Raw genomic sequence first — 18,741 nt, 5'->3', positions numbered from 1 at the left:
TCCGGTTTTCACTGCACTTTTTTCTGGGTCAAGGGCTTCATGGAGCGTCGGGTCCTCATCGTCGAAAGCCAGAACGACTTCGCCCTCAGCATGGCCACCGTGCTCAAAAGCGCGGGCTACCAGACGGCCATGGCGGCGACGTCCGCGGACGCTCAACGCGAGTTGGAGAAGCGCCGGCCTGATCTGGTCGTCGTTCGCGCGGAGCTGCCGGATCAGTCCGGGTTCACCCTCTGCGGGCAGATCAAGAAAGGCAAGTGGGGCCAGAACCTCAAGGTCCTCCTGCTCTCCTCCGACACGGGTGTGGAGGGGCTGAACCAACACCGTCAGACGCAAGGCGCGGCCGACGGCTACCTCGTCATCCCCTTCGAAATGGGCGAGCTGGCCTCGATGAGCGCCGGCATCGTCACGCCCGGGAGCGAGGACTCGGATGACTCGCTGGACGCGGCGCTCAACGGAAGCGCCCCGCGCGAGTCGCCGCCGCCCATGCCTCCGCCGCTGCGCACCAACGCGGGAGGCCCCCCGCGGCTGCCCAAGCGCGAGCGCCGCAGCGCCATCACCGACGAGGATCGCGCGTTCATGGACCGCGCCTTCCAGTCCATCGCGGACCGCAAGGCGGAGCTGCTGGCCGAGTCGCGCCAGCTCAAGCGCCCGCCCCCGCGCCGCGAGCTGATGGGCACCCCGGAGGGGAAGATCCAGATCCTCCGCGACGAGCTGAAGGGGCGCGAGGCCCAGCTCGCCCGCCTCTCGGAAATCTGGAGCGTGCGCGAGCGCGAGCTCCTGTCCGTCGAGGACCGCCTCCACGAGAAGGACGTGGAGCTGCAGGGCCTCAAGATGCAGGTGGATGATCTGCTGCGCCGCTTCAACGACGCCCAGCAGGCCATCGTCCAGAAGGAGCGCGAGCACGGCGCCACCGTGGATGACCTGCTCCTGCAGAAGTTCTCCGCGGAGAAGGACCTCATCGAGGTCGTCGCCTCCAAGGAGAAGGACATCAACGTCCTTCGCAAGGAGGTCCACAACCGCGACGACGAACTGGGGCGCCGGGCCGCGGAGATCGACCGCCTCAATGGCGAGTACGACAAGCTGGAGAAGCACCTCGGCGTCGTCACGCTCGAGTTCGAGGTCAAGGAGCAGGGGCTCCAGGAGACCGGGCGCGCCCAGGAGGCGGAGATCGCCCGCCTGCGTGAGCGCGGCGATGGGTTCGAGTCCGAGCTGGGTCGCACCATCAGCGAGCGGGATCAGCGCTACGCCGAGCTGACCGGCGAGCTGCAGGCCGTGCAGGAGCAGCTGCGGCGAACCGAGCAGGAGCGCGACGACACGGTGCGCGGCCTGGAGACGCGCTCGGCCACCGCCGAGGAGCACGCCGCTCGCTCCGACGCGGAGATCGAACGCCTCAACGCCGAGCGCGCCGCCCTGGAGCAGCGCCTCACCCAGCAGGTGGCCGAACTCGAAGGCGACCTGTCGCGCACCACGGGCGAGCGCGATCAGCTCAAGCTGGACAAGGACGCGCAGGAGGCGGAACTCACCCAGCGCGTCGAGGAGCGGGACTCGAAGATCTCCTCGCTCGAGCGCGAGCTGGCGGAGACCATCACCCGCAACGAGAACCACGAGGCCGACCTCAACTCGACCATCCAGCAGCACCTGGAGCGCATTGGTGAGCTGGAGGGCGAGGTCGAGGCCATCAAGGCCCACCTCGCGGACCGCGAGGCCGAACTCACGGGCGAGCTGGAAGCGCTCGGCCAGGCGAAGAACGAGCTGGAGCAGGACCTCACCGGGCAGATCCAAGACCTCCAGGGTCGCCTCCAGGCGCTCCAGGAGGCGAAGGACGCGCTGGAGCAGGACCTCAGCGGCCAGCTCCAGGAGCTGCGCGCGGCGAAGGAGGCCCAGGAAGCCGACCTCACCGGCCAGATTCAAGCGCTCACCGAGCAGCTCGAGTCCTCGCAGCAGCAGGGCGAGCAGCTCCAGGCGCGCGTGGCCTCGCTCGAGGACACCGTCGCTCAGCGCGACTCCACCATCGAGGGACTCCAGTCCGACGTCGCCGGACGCGACGCGCGCATCGCCGAGCTGACCGGCAACCTGGAAGCCACCAGCCAGACGCTGGCGGACACCCAGGCCACGCTCTCCAGCACGGAGGCCACCCTCGCCGAGACGCGCGGGGAGCTGGAGGCCACCAGCCAGCAGCTCGCGGAGACGCAGTCGCGCCTGGGCCAGACCGAGGAGACGCTGTCCAGCACCCGCGGCGAGCTGGAGGCCACCAGCCAGACGCTGGCGCAGACCCAGGAGACGCTCTCCCGCACCGAGCACGCCCTCGCACAGACGCAGGGCACGCTCGCCAGCACCGAGCAGACGCTGGCGGACACCCAGGCCACGCTCTCCAGCACGGAGGCCACCCTCGCCGAGACGCGCGGCGAGCTGGACGCCACCAGCCAGACGCTGGCGCAGACCCAGGAGCCGCTCTCCCGCACCGAGCACGCCCTCGCACAGACGCAGGGCACGCTCGCCAGCACCGAGCAGACGCTGGCGGACACCCAGGCCACGCTCTCCAGCACGGAGGCCACCCTCGCCGAGACGCGCGGCGAGCTGGACGCCACCAGCCAGACGCTGGCGCAGACGCAGGGAGCGCTGGAGCAGACCCGCGAACAGCTCTCCGCCACCACCCAGCAGCGCGACGCGCTGGATGCGGAGCTGAACGACACGCGCGGAGCCCTCCAGGAGACGAATGACTCCCTGGCGCGCACCACCCAGGAGCGCAACGCGCGCATCGCCGAGTTGCAGGCGCTCGGTCAGGCGAAGAACGAGCTGGAGCAGGAGCTGACCGGGCAGATCGGCCAGCTGCGCGCCGAGCTGTCGGAGACGCAGGGGAACTACGAGGCCGAGCGGGGCGCACACGCCCGACTGGCCGAAGAGACGACCGCGCAGATCCAGGCCCTCACGGGCGAGCGCGACGGGCTGGTGTCCGAGCTGGACGCCACGTCGCGGCAGCTCGCGGAGACGCAAGGACAGCTCACGGCCACGCGGGACGCCCTGGCCCACGAGCAGCAGGCGCACGTCACCTCCCGCCAGCAGGCGGCCAGCGCCCAGGCCGCGCTCGAAGGCCAGCTCGCCGAGGCGCAGACGCACGGCGAGGACCTGGCCGAGCAGCTCATCGTCACCAAGCACGAGCTGGGTGAGCGCGTCGCCGAGGTGACCCGCCTCACCTCCTCGCTGGCACAGTCCGAGGACGCACGGCACGACCTGGAAGAGCGCCACCACGCGCTCACCAACGAGTCCCAGCGCCGCGAGGAGCTGCTCCAGAACGACCTGACCACCAAGGGCAAGGAGCTGTCCGACACGCTCCGCAAGCTGACCCAGGTCACCCAGGAGAAGATGCGGCAGGGCGAGGTGCTCAACCGCGAGGTGGCCACCCGCACCGAGCAGCTCAAGCAGCTCGAAGGAAAGCTCCAGGCCCAGGCCGCCGATGCGAAGAAGCACGCGGATGCCATGGGCCAGCAGCTCGCCGGCGTCTCGGGCGAGCTGGACAGCGCGCGCAAGGTCATCGCCGAGCGCGACGGGCAGCTCCAGGGCGCGGCCCAGGCCCAGGCGCGGCTGGTCGCGGAGCGCGATGGCTTCGCGGGACAGCTCCAGCAAGCCGAAGCGCGCAGCCAGCAGCAGGCCCAGCAGGCCCAGGCCGCCGCTGGCGAGGCCAAGAAGCACGCGGATGACCTCGCCGCGAAGCTGGCCAAGGCGGAGCAGCGCATCGCGCAGCTCGGCCAGGAGGCCCAGGCTCGCGCCGCCGAGGCCGACACCAAGCTCAAGGACGTCCAGGGCCAGCTCGCGGCCCGCGTGAAGAAGATCCAGGACCTGGAGCTGGCCGTCGAGAACGCGCAGAGCGGCAAGCTCCGCGTCGAGAAGGAACTCACCGCCCGCGTCTCGGCCGCCGAGAGCAAGTCCACGGAGACCGCCGCGCGGCTCGCCACGGCCCAGAAGGAGCGCAAGGACCTGGAGGCCCGCCAGCTCAAGGAGCTGGAGGAGCAGTCCGCCAAGCAGAAGGCGGAGCTCGAGCGCCGCGACGCCATCAAGGCGCAGGAGGTCGCGCGCCTGCAGCAGTCCGTGCAGGAGAAGAGCAAGGCGCTCAAGGTCGCCGAGCTGGAGCTGGCTCGCTACAAGAGCAAGGCCCCCGCGGCGGCCGCCACGCCCGCCCCGGCCGCCAAGGCCGCCGTGAGCAAGACGCCCGCGCCGGTCGCGGACGAGGCGGATTCCGAGCTGCGCACCCAGCTCAACCCCGTGGTCCCCGCCGCGGCGGCTCCCACGCCGGCCAAGGCACCCGCGAAGCCCGCCGCCAAGGCCGCGGCGGCTCCGGCGGCGAAGAAGGCCGCGCCTCAGGCACCGCCGCAGCCCGTGCCGCTCGGCGAGGACCTGGAGGAGCCTTCGGATCGCACCGTCATGATGCAGCTGCCCACCAGCCCCGCCGCTGGCGAGGATGACTGGACCGCCCTGGTGGACGAGCTGGACAAGTAGCCAGAAAAGCGAGGGGCCCGCGCTCGACATGCCGAGCGGGGCCCCTTGCGTTGGTGCTTCATCTCATCCGCGGTCCGCCCGCTGACGGACATCCGGCACCCGCCGGATTTCCGGCGCCTACAGCGCCGCGCGGGCTTCGCGGATCAGATCCTTGAAGTGAAGGTTCGAGACCACGTCGCGAACCGACAGGCTGCGACCGTGCGCGCGAGCCTCAGTCCGAGCCTCACGCCACCGGGCACGCAGGGTGCGTGCCGCGATGTATGCCAGGAGCAGCGGGAAGCCGCCCGGCATGAACACGACCACGACCGCCATCGCCATCCTCAACCACGCCCACATGACTACCGACCTCGCTGCTGTTTCTTGGGTGCGCGCATAGAGATGCACGGTGCGTGCCCAGGGTGCGAAAAATATTTCTCACCCAAATTTCGAAGGGTTGCGGCGCGGCAGGACGGGCTGGGCGTGGAGATTCCGACCAAGACCCTGGCATTTTTGCCGCAGTTTTGAAGGAACCCCTCGGTTAAGGTCCGCTCGTGAACCCCTCGAATCCGACGACCGCCACCCGCCCGTTCGCCAGCGTGGAAGACGCCTCCAGCCGGCTGGAGCAGGTGGGATACCTGTCCTCTTCCGAGATCGCCACCGCGGCGTTCCTCGCGGACCGGATGGACAAGCCCATCCTCGTGGAGGGCCCGGCGGGCGTGGGAAAGACGGAGCTGGCCAAGGCCCTGGCCACGGCGCTCGACCGCGATTTCATCCGGCTCCAGTGCTACGAGGGGCTCGACGAGGCCAAGGCTCTCTACGAGTGGGAGTACGCCAAGCAGCTGCTCTACACCCAGCTGTTGAAGGACAAGATTGGCGAGATGACCGAGGGCGCCCGGACGCTCGCCGAGGCGGCGGACCGGCTCGCGACCGGCGACGCGGTGTTCTTCTCCGAGCGCTTCCTCCTGCCGCGCCCCATCCTGCGCGCCCAGCTCTCGGAGCGCCCTGCCCTCTTGCTGGTGGATGAGATCGACAAGGCGGACCCCGAGTTCGAGGCCTTCCTCCTGGAGGTCCTCTCCGACAACGCGGTCACCATCCCCGAGCTGGGCACCTTCAAGGCCCGGCACATCCCCCGCGTGGTGCTGACGTCCAACAACGCCCGGGAGCTGTCAGACGCGCTCAAGCGCCGGTGCCTGCACCTGCACATCGACTTCCCGGACCGCGAGCGCGAGCTGCGCATCGTCCGCGCGCGGCTGCCGCATGTGCCGCAGACGCTCGCCGAGCAGGTCATCGAGGCGGTGGCGGCCATCCGCACCCTGGACCTCAAGAAGGCCCCGTCCATCAGCGAGACGCTCGACTGGGCCCAGAGCCTGGCCCTGCTCAACGCCGAGTCACTGACCGCGGACGTGGTGGCCTCCACGCTGAACCTCGTCCTCAAGTACGAGGGCGACATCGAGAAGGCCCGCGCGAACCTGTCGCAGATCGCCCAGGCGTGAGCACGGTCTCTTGGTGAACGCCCTTCCGTGCTCCTGAAGGAACGCTTCCAGATAACGCGGCCGCTCGAGGAGATGGAGCTGGCACTCGTGCGCGCGTCGCTCGCGAGCCCCGGCCTGCTCGACGCGCGCGAGGAGGCCATCCTGCGCACGGCCCTGTCCCTCGCGCGGCTCTACAAGGTCCGCAGCGAGGGCTGTGACGTCGGCGTCGGCGCGCAGCTCACGCCCTTTCGCGAGGACGTGGAGCGGCGGCTCGGCCCCATCCTGCGAGGCAGCCGCCCCATCACCCGCGACCGGCTCGTGCCGCACGTGAGGGACTTGCGCGAGCAGAGCCTCCACGCCCGCGACGCGCTGGTGCGCCGCATGCGCTCGCGTGTGTCGGCAGAGGCCATCGACCACGAGGTCCGCCACAAGTCGCTCGTGCTCGTCGCGGGCGGAGGCGGTGGCACCGCGTTCGTCTACCTGGGCGCGATGAACCTGCTGGCCGAACACGGCCTCGCGCCCAAGCTGCTCGCCGGGACGTCCATGGGCGCCATCCTCGCGCTGATGCGCTCGCGCATGTCCCGGTTCGACCCCACCGAGATGATCAACATCGTCCGGGGGCTGTCGTTCCGGAAGCTCTTCCGCTTCATCTCCACGGAGAGCCGGTACGGCGTGCCCGCGGCGCTGCGGTTGTTCCTGCGCGCGGGCCTGGGCCGCTTCTTTGGCGCGGGCCCCGAGGGCAGCGGCATGCGCCTCAAGGACCTGCCGGTGCCCACCCTCATCGCCGTGGGAGGAATCCGCCGCGGCATGCTCCCCCGCCCGCTCGAGTACTACGAGCGCCTGCTGGGCCCCAGTCCCCTGGGACTGCTCAACCCCGCGAGCGTCGCGCGCCGCCTCCAGGCCGCGGTCGGCGCCATCTCCGAGCTGTTCACCCGGCCGGAAATCACCCTGCGCCTGCACCTGGGCGCGGACGACGACACCGCCGACTTCGACGCGCTGGACGCCGCGGGCTTCTCGTCCGCGCTGCCCGGCGTCATCCACTACGACGTGCTGCGGGAGGATCCGCACATGCACGGCCTGCTGGATGGCCTGATGGCGCAGCACGGCGTGGCGCGCCTCATCGATGGCGGGCTGGTGGACAACCTGCCCGCCAAGGCCGCGTGGCGCGCGGTGGCGAAGGGGCGCATCGGCACGCGCAACGCGTTCATCCTCGCGCTGGATGGCTTCGCGCCGAGGCTCGCCACGCCCCTGTGGATCCCGCTCCAGCGGCTGGCCGCGATGACGGTGGGCCCCAACCTGCCCTACGCCCACCACGTCAAACAGTTCACGCGCACGCTGTCGCCGCTGGACGTGGTGCCCTCGGTCGAGCAGGCCTCGAAGGCCCTGCACTTCGGGCGCAAGGCCCTCTCCGAGGACATGCCCTTCCTGCGCCGGATGCTCGCCCCGCTGCCGCCCATTGCCTGAATGTCCCCACGGGGGACTTTCACGCTTTGACCTCCCTGGTGGGTCGTGGAAAGAAGCTCGGGCGGTCCTCCCCCTCACCTCTGGAAGGAACCCCCATGAGTTCGACCAGCACCAGCACGCTGCGCGCGAATCACATCTGGCTGGACGGGAAGTTCGTCGCCTGGGACGAGGGCAAGGTCCCCGTGATGACGCACGCGCTCCACTACGGGCTCGGCGTCTTCGAGGGGATCCGAGCCTACAAGACGCACGACGGGCGGCTGGCCGTGTTCCGGCTGCGCGAGCACATCCAGCGCCTCCTCGACTCGGCGCACATCTGCATGCTCAAGCTGCCCTACAGCGAGGATGACCTCGTCGAGGCCACGCTGGAGCTGCTGCGTCGCCAGCGGGACTTGTTCGCCAACGGCGCGTACCTGCGGCCCATCGTCTTCATGGGCGACGGCGCCATGGGCCTGGGCGCGGTCAACCCCACCCGCGCCGCCATCACCGCGTGGGATTGGGGCGCGTACCTGGGCGACAAGGGCATCCGCGAGGGCATCCGCGCCAAGGTCAGCTCGTTCACCCGCATGCACGTGAACGTCAACATGGTGCGCGGGAAGATCACCGGCCAGTACGTCAACTCCATCCTCGCCAAGCGCGAGGTGGTGCTCGCGGGTTACGACGAGGCCATCATGCTGGACATCAGCGGCTTCGTCGCCGAGGCCTCCGGCGAGAACCTCTTCATGGTGAACAAGAAGGGCATCATCAAGACGCCGCCCCTCTCGTCGCCCATCCTGGATGGCATCACCCGCGACACCGTGCTGCGCCTCTTGCGCGACAGCGGCCGCCCCGTGGAGGAGGTCACCTTCACGCGCGACGCCCTCTACATCGGCAACGAGATCTTCTTCACCGGCACCGCCGCGGAGATCACCCCCGTGCGCGAGGTGGATGACCGCCAGGTCGGCGCCGGCAAGCCCGGCCCCATCACCCGGTTCGTCCAGGACACGTACTTCCGCGTCGTCCGCGGCCAGGAACCGAAGTACGCCGACTGGCTCACCTACGTTTGACGACATCCCCGTGACATCCCGGCGGCGGGAGGAAATCGAGTACAACCCCACCCGATGGCTCCCGCCGGGTATTCGTTCGAAGACAATCCGTTCAAGCTTGAGAACCCAGCCATTCTCGACATCGCCCCGGGCGAGCCGAAGTCGCTGGAGGACACCGGGCTCAAGATGGGCCTGCTGTCCGACATCGCGCTGAAGTACCTGTATTACACGGGAAACGGCACGGGGATGGGCATCGCCGACGAGATGCGCCTGCCGTGGACGGGCGTCGTCGAGCAGGTGGTGGACTTCCTCACGACGGAGAAGCTGGTGGACCTGCGGGGCGGCAAGGGCTTCGGCCGCGCCTCCGTGGAGTTCATCCTCACCGAGAAGGGCCGCGAGTACGCGCGCGACGCGCTCACGCGCAGCACGTACGTGGGCCCCGCGCCGGTGCCCATCGAGCAGTACAACGCGCTCATCAGCAGCCAGACCGAGGAGACGCCCGTCGTCAGCCAGGAGGACCTGGTGATGGCGCTCAGCCACCTCACCGTCTCCGCGGAGCTGATGGATAAGCTGGGCCCCGCGGTGAACTCGGGGCGCTCGCTGTTCCTGTTCGGCGCGCCGGGCAACGGCAAGACGAGCCTGGCTGAAGCCATCTCCCACATGTTCGGCGGTGAGGTGTTCGTCCCCCACTGCCTGGAGATCGACAACCAGATCATCAAGGTCTACGACCGGCTCATCCACACGCCGGTGCCGCTGGAGATGGGGCGGGACCAGTCTGGCCGCCGGCAGACCTTCGAGATGGACCACCGCTGGCTGCTGTGCCGGCGCCCCTCGGTGGTGGTGGGCGGCGAGCTGACGCTGGAGACGCTGGACCTCATCTACTCGGAGGGCACGCGCTTCTACGAGGCGCCGTTCCAGGTGAAGGCCAACGGCGGCATGCTCCTCATCGACGACTTCGGCCGTCAGAAGGTGCACCCCACGGACCTGCTCAACCGGTGGATCGTCCCGCTGGAGAAGCGGGTGGACTTCCTCACCCTGCACACCGGCAAGAAGTTCGAGATCCCGTTCGATCAGCTCCTGGTCTTCTCCACCAATCTGGACCCCAAGGAGCTGGTGGACGAAGCCTTCCTGCGCCGCATCAAGTACAAGATTGAGGTGGGCGACCCGGACGAGGAGACGTACCGGGAAATCTTCCGCCGCGTCTGCGAGGCCGCGGGCATCCCGTACGTGGAGCAGGCCGTCACCTACCTGCTGGAGCACTATTACAAGCCCCGCAGCATGCACCTGCGCGCCTGCCATCCCCGCGACCTGGTGTCGCTCATCAAGGACGCCGCCCGCTACCGCCAGCTCCCCCCCGCTTTGTCCAAAGATTTGCTCGACCAGGCGTGCGAGGTGTTCCTCGTCAACCTGTAGTGTGGGGATTTATTTGTTCCAAACGCTTGGAATTTCTAGAATCCGCGTGCCGTTGTACCGCCCGGCGCACGCTCCCGGACAGCGCCCGCGGAGGCCCGGAGCAAGAAGGAGCCGCAGTCCGTGAAGGAACGCTACCAGGACATCGACGAGAAGAACGAGGCGCTGCGCGAGTACCTCGACATCTACAAGGACAAGGCGCCCGCGCGCGAGTTCCTCGAGAAGTTCGAGATGTCGTGGATCTACCACGACGCCGCGCTGGAGGGCGTGGTCTACACCCATCAGGAGTTGATGGCGGCGCTGTTCCCCGCACGCACCAGTGCCGAAGCCTCCATGATTCCCGTGGTGCTGGAGGTCCGGAACCACAAGGCCGCCTGCGACTACATTCGCGAGGAATCGCAGGGCGCGAAGAAGCAGGCCGCCATCACGCTGACCACCATCAAGCGGATCCACGACCTGTTCCTCGGCAACACGCCCGAGGCCCTCACCGAGCGCGCGCGCATGGAGCGCCGTGAGCGCACGGAGAAGGAACTGGCCAAGGAGCGCGACCGCGCCGGCTTCCGCAAGGACATGCCGCTGCACCGCACCTACTTCCACGACATCACCCAGCCCGCGAAGATCCAGGCCCGGCTGGAGAAGCTCGTGGACTACACGGCCGGCGCCGAGTTCCGCGAGTTCCATCCGATCAAGCAGGCCGCCACGGTCCAGCACGAGTTCCTGCAAATCTTCCCCTTCACCGAGCACAGCGGGAAGGTGGGGCGCATGTGCAGCAACCTCATCCTGCTGCGCAACGGCTACATGCCCGCGGTCATCCACTCCATCGATCGCCAGCGCTACTACGAGTCCTTCCGGGGCCCGGTGGCCGCGTTCCGCACGGTGCTCATGGACGCGATGGAGAACTCGCTCGACAACGGCGTGAAGTACTTCCGCGACCTCAACCGCAAGTACAAAGCCATCGAGTAGGCGGCGGGGCGACATGTCCCCCATTCGGGGTGACGTGTCGCCCGCCCGGCGTGGGGGCACCCGGGCCCCTGTCGGTCGGGCTCCTGGTGAAGGACGGGCGGCGCGTCGACACCATTGAGGTGCGTGAGACCCGCTTCCCGAATGTCATCGGGAGGACATCCGACGGCTCGAATCCGCGGGCCGGAGGAAGTAAAGAAGAGCACCCATGCCCGTGACCCACTCTCTCCACAGCCGTCGCGCTCCGGTTGCCACCGGCGGCGAGCTGACGGAGCCCCCGCCAGCGCGGCTCGCCCATCTTCCTGCCCGCGACAAGCTGGAGCGCCTGCTTCGAGTGACCAAGGGACACCACCGGGCCCTCATCCTCACGCACGACAACCCGGACCCGGACTCGCTCGCGGCGGCCGTGGCGCTCGCTCACCTGCTGGAGCGCCGGGCAGGCATCGAGGCCCACGTGGGCTACGGCGGCATCATCGGACGCGCCGAGAACATCGCCTTCGTGAAGGTGCTGCGGCTGCCCGTGTCGCACGTGTCGCAGATCGACTTCACCGAATACGACCTGTTTGGTCTGGTGGACACGCAGCCGCCCGTGGCCAACCACTCGCTGCCGTCTCGGCTGCGCGCGGACATCGTGGTGGACCATCACCCGCTGCGCGACGAGAGCCTGCAGGCCCCCTTCGCGGACGTGGGCGGTGACTTCGGCGCCACGTCCACCATGCTGGTGGAGTACCTGCGCGCCGCGCGCCTGGAGCCCTCGGTGGAGGTGGCCACGGGCCTCTTCTACGGCATCAAGGCGGACACGCGAGACCTGGGCCGCGAGACGACCCAGACGGACGTGGACAGCTATCTGTGGCTGTTCCCGCGCTGCGACAAGTCGCTCTTGGGGCAGATCGAGCACCCCGAGCTGCCCGCGCGCTATTTCCAGATGTACCACACGGCCATCGAGCGGGCGAAGGTGTACGGGACCGCCGTCATCACCGACCTGGAGGAGATCTACTCCCCGGACATGGTGGCCGAGGTCGCCGAGCGCCTCATGTTCCTCGAGGGCATGAAGTGGTCGCTCGCGTATGGCACCTTCCGCAACCAGCTCTTCCTCAGCTTGCGCGTGAAGGACCGGCGCATGAACGCGGGGCGGCTCATCCGGGAGATCTGCGAGGACTTCGGCGGCTCGTCGGGCGGTCACGGCAGCATGGCCGGCGCGCGGCTCCCGCTGTCCGGCAACATCAACAAGCGCAAGGCCCTGAAGCGCGAGCTGGTGGCGCGGTTCCTCGAGTCGTTCGGCGTCTCGGATGAGCGGCCCGTCGCGCTGCTGTCGGCGCAGGACACGTGATCTACTGGGATCACAACGCGGCCGCGCCCTTGCGCCCCGAGGTGAGCGAGCTGCTCGCCCACACCTATTCGCAGGGCGGCTTCGGCAACGCCTCGAGCGTGCATGCGGCGGGACGCGAAGCGCGCGCGCGACTGGATGTTGCGCGCGCGCGCGTGGCCCGAGTGCTGGGCTGTGAGCCGAAGGAAGTCTGCTTCACGGGCTCTGGCAGTGAGTCGAACGCGCTCGCGCTCCGAGGTGCCTTCGCGGCGCGGACGACTCCCGCCCGCCGGCGCGTGGTGTCCTCCATCATCGAGCACCCCGCCACACTGGCCACCCTCGCGCAGTTGGAACGCGAGGGCACAGAGGTCGTTCGCGTGGCCCCGGGCACCGATGGCCGCGTGCCCCTGGACGCGCTGCTCGAGGCGCTCACTCCGGACACGGCGCTGTGCTCGCTCATGTGGGCCAACAACGAGACGGGCGTGCTGCAACCCGTGGCGGAGCTGGCCCGTGCGTGTCGTCAGCGAGGCATCCTCTTCCACACCGATGCGGTGCAGGCCGCGGGCAAGGTGCCGCTGAGCCTGCGCGAAGTGGACGCCGACCTCCTGTCGCTGTCGGCGCACAAGTTCGGCGGCCCGCAAGGCGTGGCCGTGTTGGTGGTGCGCAAAGGCGTGGACGTGCGCGCGCTCGTCCCTGGGCATCAAGAAGGAGGCCGCCGCGGAGGCACGCAGAACGTGCCCGCCGTGGAGGCGCTGGCCCTCGCCTTGGAGCTGGCGACCACCGAGCAACGCGAGTGCGCCGAGAAACAGGGAGCGCTGCGAGAGATCTTCGAGCGCGAGCTGCGAGCCTCCCTGTCGGGCGTGACAGTGAACGGAGGCGGAGCACCGCGCGTCCCCAACACCAGCAACGTGCGCTTCGAAGGCGTCGAAGCGGAGACACTGCTGATGGCCTTGGACCTGGAGGGCATCTGCGCGTCGTCGGGCGCGGCCTGCGCGTCCGGCACCCTGACGCCCTCGCATGTGCTGCTGGCGATGGGACTGTCCCCCACCCAGGCGCGCGCGAGCGTGCGCTTCAGTCTGGGGCCTGACACCACCCTTCACGAAGTGGAGCACGTGGTGCGAGCCCTGCGAGCCCATGTGCCCCGCGTCCGCGCCGTGACGGAGACACCGGTCGGTCGGAGCGCCTGAGCGTTCCGGCCGGGTCAGCGTGCCCCGGCTACCAGTCCTGCTCCGGGAGCTTCTGCTCGCGCACCTCTTCGTCCGGCTGCCCGTAGCCTGGGATGCCCTCCTTCGCCTCTCCCGGCTTGGGGGGATGCCGCTCGAAGCCGGGCGGCCTCACGGTGCGCTCGGGCTCAGCTTCGGTTGGGTCAGAACGGGGCTCGGTTGCCATGGCTCTCCTCCACGCGCGCGAACAGGCACGCGGAAGGAAAGGTCCGCATCCAGGCCAGGGCATCCAACCGAGGCCAAGGGACCCCACTGCCCCCTGCTCAGCCCACGCCCTTGCCGGGGCCCTGGGACTCGCTCGAAGCGTTGGCCGAACCCGCCGTGTCGTCACTCGCGCCGAACAGCCCGCGCACCACCGCGGCGATGGCCAGCGGCGTGCCGACCCGCTCGTCGTAGTGAGGCGCGAGGGCATGCGCGTACGCCTCCGCCGAGGGGAAACGGTCCTCGATGCGCTCGGAGAAAGCGCGAGCGACGACCTCCTCCAGCGCCGCCGGGATGTCCGGACGCAAGCTGCGCAGGGGCTGATAGTTCCGCGACAGGATGCCCGCGAACACCTCCTCGGGCGTCGCGCCGGTGAACGGACGATGGAGCGTGAGCAGCTCGTACAGCACCACCGTGGCGGCCCAAAGGTCCGCCTCCGGACTCACCGCGCCCTGGAGCGACTCGGGCGACAGGTAGTACGGCTTGCCCAGCACCTCGCCGCCCTGGAGCTGGCCGTCCACCAGCACGCGCGAGACGCCGAAGTCCCCCAGCTTGATCTCCCCCACGCGGGAGATGAACAGGTTGGAGGGAGACACGTCGCAGTGGACGATGCCCAGCGGCTCACCGCCCGGGCCCGTGGCGGTGTGCGCGTACGCGAGCGCCTCCATGAGCACCTTGCCCAGGTACACCGCGAAGTCGATGGGCAGCGGAATGCCGCGGACCTTGCAGCGCCGGAGGATCTGCCCCAGGTCCCGCCCGTCCACCAGGTCCATCACGATGAACGAGACGCCCTCGAGCACCCCCGCATCGAGCACCTTCACGATGTTGGGATGATCCAACTGCCGGGACAGGTGGGCCTCGCGCGCGAAGAGCGTCACCGAGGCAGGGTCTCGCGTCAGCGAAGGCAGCAGCCGCTTGAGCGCCACCGTCCAGCCCTCGAAGGGCCCGGAGCGCACGCGCGCGCGGTACACCTCGGCCATGCCTCCCTTGCCGAGCACCGAGAGGATCTCGTAGTTGCCGAAGACCCGCACAGGCTTCGACACAGGGGGCGTCGGGTTCACGGGCTGGCGCTTCCGAATCCTTGCGGCTCACGGCTCGCGGGCCGCTTGCGGCTGCGCGCCTGCTTGAGCAGCGGCTGGAACTCCGCGCCCGCATCGGACAGGCGCTTCAGCTCCGCATCCACCAGCCAGTGTCCTTCAGGCGCGGCCCAGCCTCGGCCCACGGCGCCCTTGAGCGCCTCCAACGCCTGCGCCCGCTTGTTCAGCCGGAGCTGCGCGCACGCCAACCAGAAGTACGGGTCGGCATGCCGAGGGTTCAGGGCCCGCGCGCGCTCCACTGTCGAGAGCGCCTCGGCGGCCTTGCCCAGCGCCAGCTGACTGGCGCCTCGGCCCAGCATCGCGGACAGATTCCGGTCATCCACCTGAAGGGCGGACTCGAACTGCGCCAGCGCCGAGCGCGCGTCCTGCGCCGCCAGCGCGCGGTGGCCCTGCTCCAACGCCAGCGCCACCTGCACTTCGGTCTTGCTGCGCTGTCCCGCCACGGAGGACGCGGGCCCGGAGCCACCACCGCTCGGAGCGGCCGGCGCCGCAGCAGCGGGAGTACCAGCAGGCGAGGGCTCGGCCGGTGGGGCGGTCGCTGGCGCAGCGGCGCCTCGGGGCGCGGCCTTGAGCACGAGCAACGAAGTCTGCGGCAGCGCCGACGACACCGGCGGGAGCGCGGGGGACGTGCAGCCCTTCTGCAGCCGCACCGTGCCCGACAGCGCACCGTCCTCCGGGTTCACCACGAAGAGCACGGGATACGTCTGCGCCGAGGGGCATCGCGGCCCGGACTGGCACACCGTCAGCGACGCCATGACGATGTTCCCCTGGAACTCCCCGGTGAGGAGCGTCTGCCGCGTGTCGAAGCCGCAGGGCCCATTGGGAGCGGGCATGCCCACCAGGTGGTCACCCTCGGTGTGAAAATTCACGGCGCCGAAGGCATCCCCTTGGTAGAGGCCGTCAATCGTCGCGCCCGCCCAAGCAAGGCAGGGAGCGACGCTGAGAATCGCCGCGAGACCCAATGTTGGAAACGGGGGCGCCATGCAGGGGCGGCGCTATCATAGGGGCCCCTCGCCTGGGTTGTAAACGCGCGAGGACGCCTTGACCGCACGCTCCCACGTCCTTATCATTTCGGAAGACTTCTCTGGGTTTTCCCAGCAGTTTCGAGAACTTAGAGATAGAAAGTTGTTGGAAGGGTTGTCCCCTGCGGGGCGCGTGATGCCCAGCAGAAATTCGAACCGATACGTCCATTCCGGGGTCCGTTTCGGTCGCCATGTGCAAGCCCTCCCCCTCACGGGGATGAGGGAAGCCTGCGGCGGCATGACTTCGGTCCCCACCTGGCTTTTAGGGTTCAATGGACGCTGGGCACACGGCCATACGGCGGGGGACTTTTTTTCGGGGGAGCGGCGGCGGTGAGCGAGACGGCGGTGGAAGAGGCGGCGGCGAGGAAGCAAACGCTGCGTGAGGAACTGACGGCGCGCCGCAAGGCGATGACTCCGGACCTCATCGACGTGCGGGGGCTCAAGGTCCAGTCTCGATTTCTGGCGACGCCCTACTACCAGCGGGCTCGGACGGTGGCGCTCTATGCCCCCATCCGGGGCGAGGTCCCCACGCGGGACATCCTCATCGCGGCCCTCCAGGACGACAAGGTCGTCTGCTATCCCCTCTCCCATGTGCACGGGCGCATCCTCTCCTTCCGGGCCATCAAGTCCGAGGCGGAGCTGGAGCCCGGGCGCCTGGGGGTTCGCGAGCCGTCGAACTCGTCGGACCTGATCCCCGTGGACCAGATTGACCTGTTCGTCGTTCCGGGCCTGGGCTTCAGCCGGGACGGCAAGCGGCTCGGTCGAGGCGGCGGGTACTACGACGCCACCTTGCGCGCCGCGAGCGCACGCAGCCGCCGCATCGGTCTGGCCTTCAGCGATCAGATCATCGAGGTGCTCCCTACCACCAGCGACGACGTCGACATGGACCTGGTGGTGACGGAGGCCGAGTCCCTGCGCGGCCTGCATCGAGACTGGGAGTTCGTCGACACGTGAAGGTCCTCTTCATGGGAGATGTGATGGGCCGCCCGGGAGTCGAGGCGATCCAGACGCTCCTTCCGGGGCTGCTCTCGCGGCATGGCGTGGACGTCGCCATCGCCAACGCGGAGAACAGCGACCTGGGCGCCGGCATGACCCCGGAGACGGCCGAGGCGCTGCTCGCCAGCGGCGTGCGGCTGCTGACCAGCGGCAATCACTTCTGGAGCAAGAAGCAGATCCTCCCGTGGATCCAGGAGCACCCGGACCTGCTGCTGCGTCCGGCCAACTACCCCAAGGGGACGCCGGGCCTGGGACACGGCCTGGTGCGCTTGCCCGACGGACGGTCCCTGGGGGTCATCAACCTGGAGGGGCGCGTCTTCATGAAGCCGCTCGACAACCCCTTCCTCGTCGCGCAGGGGTTGGTCGAAGGGCTGCGCCAGCAGACGCCCTGCATCCTGGTGGACATGCACTGCGAGGCCACCAGCGAAAAGAACGCCATGGGCGTGTACCTGGATGGCCGCGTGTCCGCCGTGGTGGGCACGCACACGCATGTGCAGACCGCGGACGAGCGCGTGCTCCCTGGAGGAACAGCGTTCATCACGGACGTGGGCATGTGTGGCCCGCTCGACTCGGTCATCGGGGTCCGCAAGGAGCAGTCCGTGGAGCGCTTCGTCACCGAGCGCCGGATGCCCCATGAGGTGGCCACCGGGCTCGTGTACCTGCAAGGTGTGGTGGTGGACATCGACGATGCCACTGGACTCGCGCGGGGCATCGAGCGCGTTCGCGAGCGTCTGCCCGGAACCTGAGCCCATGGAGCGCGCGGGAAGTCCGTCGCTTCGGGAGGGCTTTCAGGTAACGTCCGCCGCGCCATGAATCCGGACGCGCTGCGCAAGGCCACCCCCGAGGAGCAGTTCGAAGAAGTCACCCGAGGCACCGTGGATCTCCAGGTGCCCGAGGACCTGAAGAAGAAGCTCCAGCGCTCGTATGAGAAGGGCAAGCCGCTCATCATCAAGGCGGGCTTCGACCCCAGCCGTCCGGACCTCCACCTGGGCCACTCGCTGCTGCTCACGCGCATGCGGCGGTTCCAGGAGTTCGGCCACACGGTGGTGTTCCTCATCGGTGACTTCACCGCGCTCATCGGCGACCCCACGGGGAAGAACACCACGCGCCCAGCCCTCACCCGCGACGAGGTGAAGACGAACGCGGAGACGTACAAGCAGCAGGTCTTCAAGGTGTTGGACCCGGACAAGACGGTGGTCCGCTTCAACTCCGAGTGGCTCGATCAGCTCGGCACCGAGGGGATGATCAAGCTCGCCTCGCGCTACTCGGTGCAGCGCATGCTGGAGCGCGACGACTTCAAGAAGCGCTTCCGCGACAACCTCTCCATCGCCATCCACGAGTTCCTCTACCCGCTCTTGCAGGGCTGGGACTCAGTGGCGCTCAAGGCGGACGTGGAGCTGGGCGCGACGGATCAGCTCTTCAACCTGCTCGTGGGCCGGCAGCTCATGAAGGAAGAAGGCATGGAGCCGCAGGTCATCATGACCGGCCCCATCCTCGAGGGGCTCAGCGCGAAGCTCGTCGACGGAAAGATTGTCGGCGACAAGATGTCCAAGAGCCTGGACAACTACGTGGGCATCAACGAGCCGGCCGAGCAGATCTTCGGCAAGTTGATGAGCATCACCGACGACCTGATGTGGCGGTACTACGAGCTGCTGTCGTCGATGCCGCTGAAGGAAGTGCACGAGCTGCGCGCGAAGGTGCAGCGCGGCGAGGTGCACCCCAAGGCGGCCAAGACGGGCTTCGCGGAGGAGATGGCCGCGCGCTTCCAGGGCACCGAGGCGGGACGCAAGGCCGCCGAGGACTTCGAGAAGCGCTTCGCCAAGAAGGAGCTGTCCACGGAGGACCTGCCCCTCTTCGAGCTGTCGCTCGCGGGCGTCGAGAAGATGCCCGTCATCAAGGTGCTGCCCGAGACGAAGCTGGTGGCCTCGGCCACCGAGGCGCGCAAACTGATGGCCCAGGGCGGTGTCCGGGTCAACGGCGAGAAGGTGACGGACCCCAAGGCGGAGCTGGGCGCCGGCGAGTACACCGTGCAGGTGGGCAGGCTGAAGGCCGCGCGGGTCAAGCTGGCCTGAGCCCCGCGCCGAGAGTCAGCGCG

General features: G+C 68.9%; 15 protein-coding genes and 1 other RNA gene. 12 read left to right on the top strand and 4 right to left on the bottom strand.

What is annotated here, in order from left to right:
- Window positions 1-39: 39 nt before the first annotated feature.
- A complete protein-coding gene (locus tag JGU66_26165; GenBank protein ID MBJ6764276.1) occupies window positions 40-4,494 on the top strand; it encodes a response regulator in 4,455 nt (1,484 codons plus the stop codon).
- A gap of 117 nt (window positions 4,495-4,611) precedes the next feature.
- On the opposite strand, the gene JGU66_26160 is transcribed toward JGU66_26165, so the two are convergent.
- Window positions 4,612-4,830 carry a hypothetical protein gene (locus tag JGU66_26160; protein MBJ6764275.1) on the bottom strand — a complete coding sequence of 73 codons (219 nt, stop codon included), beginning with the start codon at window positions 4,828-4,830 and terminating at the stop codon, window positions 4,612-4,614.
- Between the two features lie 194 nt (window positions 4,831-5,024).
- Here JGU66_26160 and JGU66_26155 point away from each other — a divergent pair, with 194 nt between their 5' ends.
- From JGU66_26155 to JGU66_26125, 7 genes are all read left to right on the top strand, one after another.
- A complete protein-coding gene (locus JGU66_26155; GenBank protein ID MBJ6764274.1) occupies window positions 5,025-5,966 on the top strand; it encodes a MoxR family ATPase in 942 nt (313 codons plus the stop codon).
- A gap of 72 nt (window positions 5,967-6,038) precedes the next feature.
- Entirely contained in the window at window positions 6,039-7,409 is a 1,371-nt protein-coding gene (locus tag JGU66_26150; protein ID MBJ6764273.1) for a patatin-like phospholipase family protein, read from the top strand.
- Between the two features lie 95 nt (window positions 7,410-7,504).
- Window positions 7,505-8,452, top strand: coding sequence for a branched-chain amino acid transaminase (locus JGU66_26145; GenBank protein MBJ6764272.1), 948 nt, complete (start codon window positions 7,505-7,507; stop codon window positions 8,450-8,452).
- A 54-nt stretch (window positions 8,453-8,506) separates the two neighbouring features.
- Window positions 8,507-9,844: an ATP-binding protein gene (locus JGU66_26140; GenBank protein MBJ6764271.1), complete on the top strand. Its 1,338-nt coding sequence runs from the start codon at window positions 8,507-8,509 to the stop codon at window positions 9,842-9,844.
- Between the two features lie 120 nt (window positions 9,845-9,964).
- Window positions 9,965-10,804: a Fic family protein gene (locus JGU66_26135; GenBank protein MBJ6764270.1), complete on the top strand. Its 840-nt coding sequence runs from the start codon at window positions 9,965-9,967 to the stop codon at window positions 10,802-10,804.
- A gap of 205 nt (window positions 10,805-11,009) precedes the next feature.
- Window positions 11,010-12,131, top strand: coding sequence for a DHH family phosphoesterase (locus JGU66_26130; GenBank protein MBJ6764269.1), 1,122 nt, complete (start codon window positions 11,010-11,012; stop codon window positions 12,129-12,131).
- Complete coding sequence (locus tag JGU66_26125; protein MBJ6764268.1) at window positions 12,128-13,294, top strand: cysteine desulfurase; 1,167 nt, start codon at window positions 12,128-12,130, stop codon at window positions 13,292-13,294. The genes JGU66_26130 and JGU66_26125 overlap by 4 nt, the downstream gene beginning before the upstream one ends.
- Before the next feature lie 28 nt (window positions 13,295-13,322).
- Here JGU66_26125 and JGU66_26120 read toward each other — a convergent pair whose 3' ends face one another.
- The 3 genes from JGU66_26120 to JGU66_26110 all read right to left on the bottom strand — a co-directional run bounded on the left by JGU66_26120 (window position 13,323) and on the right by JGU66_26110 (window position 15,497).
- Complete coding sequence (locus JGU66_26120) at window positions 13,323-13,496, bottom strand: hypothetical protein (protein MBJ6764267.1); 174 nt, start codon at window positions 13,494-13,496, stop codon at window positions 13,323-13,325.
- Window positions 13,497-13,593: 97 nt separating this feature from the next.
- On the bottom strand, window positions 13,594-14,592 hold the full coding sequence (locus JGU66_26115) for a serine/threonine protein kinase (protein MBJ6764266.1): 999 nt from the start codon (window positions 14,590-14,592) through the stop codon (window positions 13,594-13,596).
- Window positions 14,589-15,497, bottom strand: coding sequence for a tetratricopeptide repeat protein (locus JGU66_26110; GenBank protein MBJ6764265.1), 909 nt, complete (start codon window positions 15,495-15,497; stop codon window positions 14,589-14,591). The genes JGU66_26115 and JGU66_26110 overlap by 4 nt, the downstream gene beginning before the upstream one ends.
- A gap of 269 nt (window positions 15,498-15,766) precedes the next feature.
- On the opposite strand from JGU66_26110, the gene ssrS reads away from it, so the two are divergent.
- The 4 genes from ssrS (at window position 15,767) to JGU66_26090 (ending at window position 18,718) form a co-directional block, all read left to right on the top strand.
- A non-coding RNA gene (ssrS, locus tag JGU66_26105) (6S RNA) lies at window positions 15,767-15,959 on the top strand.
- Between the two features lie 21 nt (window positions 15,960-15,980).
- Entirely contained in the window at window positions 15,981-16,604 is a 624-nt protein-coding gene (locus tag JGU66_26100; GenBank protein MBJ6764264.1) for a 5-formyltetrahydrofolate cyclo-ligase, read from the top strand.
- Window positions 16,601-17,392, top strand: a complete 792-nt coding sequence (locus tag JGU66_26095; protein MBJ6764263.1) for a TIGR00282 family metallophosphoesterase — start codon at window positions 16,601-16,603, stop codon at window positions 17,390-17,392. The genes JGU66_26100 and JGU66_26095 overlap by 4 nt, the downstream gene beginning before the upstream one ends.
- Window positions 17,393-17,455: 63 nt before the next feature.
- The gene (locus tag JGU66_26090; protein ID MBJ6764262.1) at window positions 17,456-18,718 is read left to right on the top strand and encodes a tyrosine--tRNA ligase; all 1,263 of its coding nucleotides are present in this window, start codon (window positions 17,456-17,458) and stop codon (window positions 18,716-18,718) included.
- Window positions 18,719-18,741 lie beyond the last annotated feature (23 nt).

The sequence above is a fragment of the Myxococcaceae bacterium JPH2 genome, from assembly GCA_016458225.1.
Taxonomy (GTDB): Bacteria; Myxococcota; Myxococcia; order Myxococcales; family Myxococcaceae; genus Citreicoccus.
This window is presented reverse-complemented; position numbering and strand designations above follow the sequence as displayed.

Bases quoted from the DNA above. Each gene is read 5' to 3' on its own strand.
- JGU66_26165 (MBJ6764276.1), top strand. From the start codon at position 40: ATGGAGCGTCGGGTCCTCATCGTCGAAAGCCAGAACGACTTCGCCCTC.
- JGU66_26160 (MBJ6764275.1), bottom strand. From the start codon at position 4,830: ATGTGGGCGTGGTTGAGGATGGCGATGGCGGTCGTGGTCGTGTTCATG.
- JGU66_26130 (MBJ6764269.1), top strand. From the start codon at position 11,010: ATGCCCGTGACCCACTCTCTCCACAGCCGTCGCGCTCCGGTTGCCACC.
- JGU66_26120 (MBJ6764267.1), bottom strand. From the start codon at position 13,496: ATGGCAACCGAGCCCCGTTCTGACCCAACCGAAGCTGAGCCCGAGCGC.
- JGU66_26150 (MBJ6764273.1), top strand. From the start codon at position 6,039: ATGGAGCTGGCACTCGTGCGCGCGTCGCTCGCGAGCCCCGGCCTGCTC.
- JGU66_26090 (MBJ6764262.1), top strand. From the start codon at position 17,456: ATGAATCCGGACGCGCTGCGCAAGGCCACCCCCGAGGAGCAGTTCGAA.
- JGU66_26145 (MBJ6764272.1), top strand. From the start codon at position 7,505: ATGAGTTCGACCAGCACCAGCACGCTGCGCGCGAATCACATCTGGCTG.
- JGU66_26140 (MBJ6764271.1), top strand. From the start codon at position 8,507: ATGGCTCCCGCCGGGTATTCGTTCGAAGACAATCCGTTCAAGCTTGAG.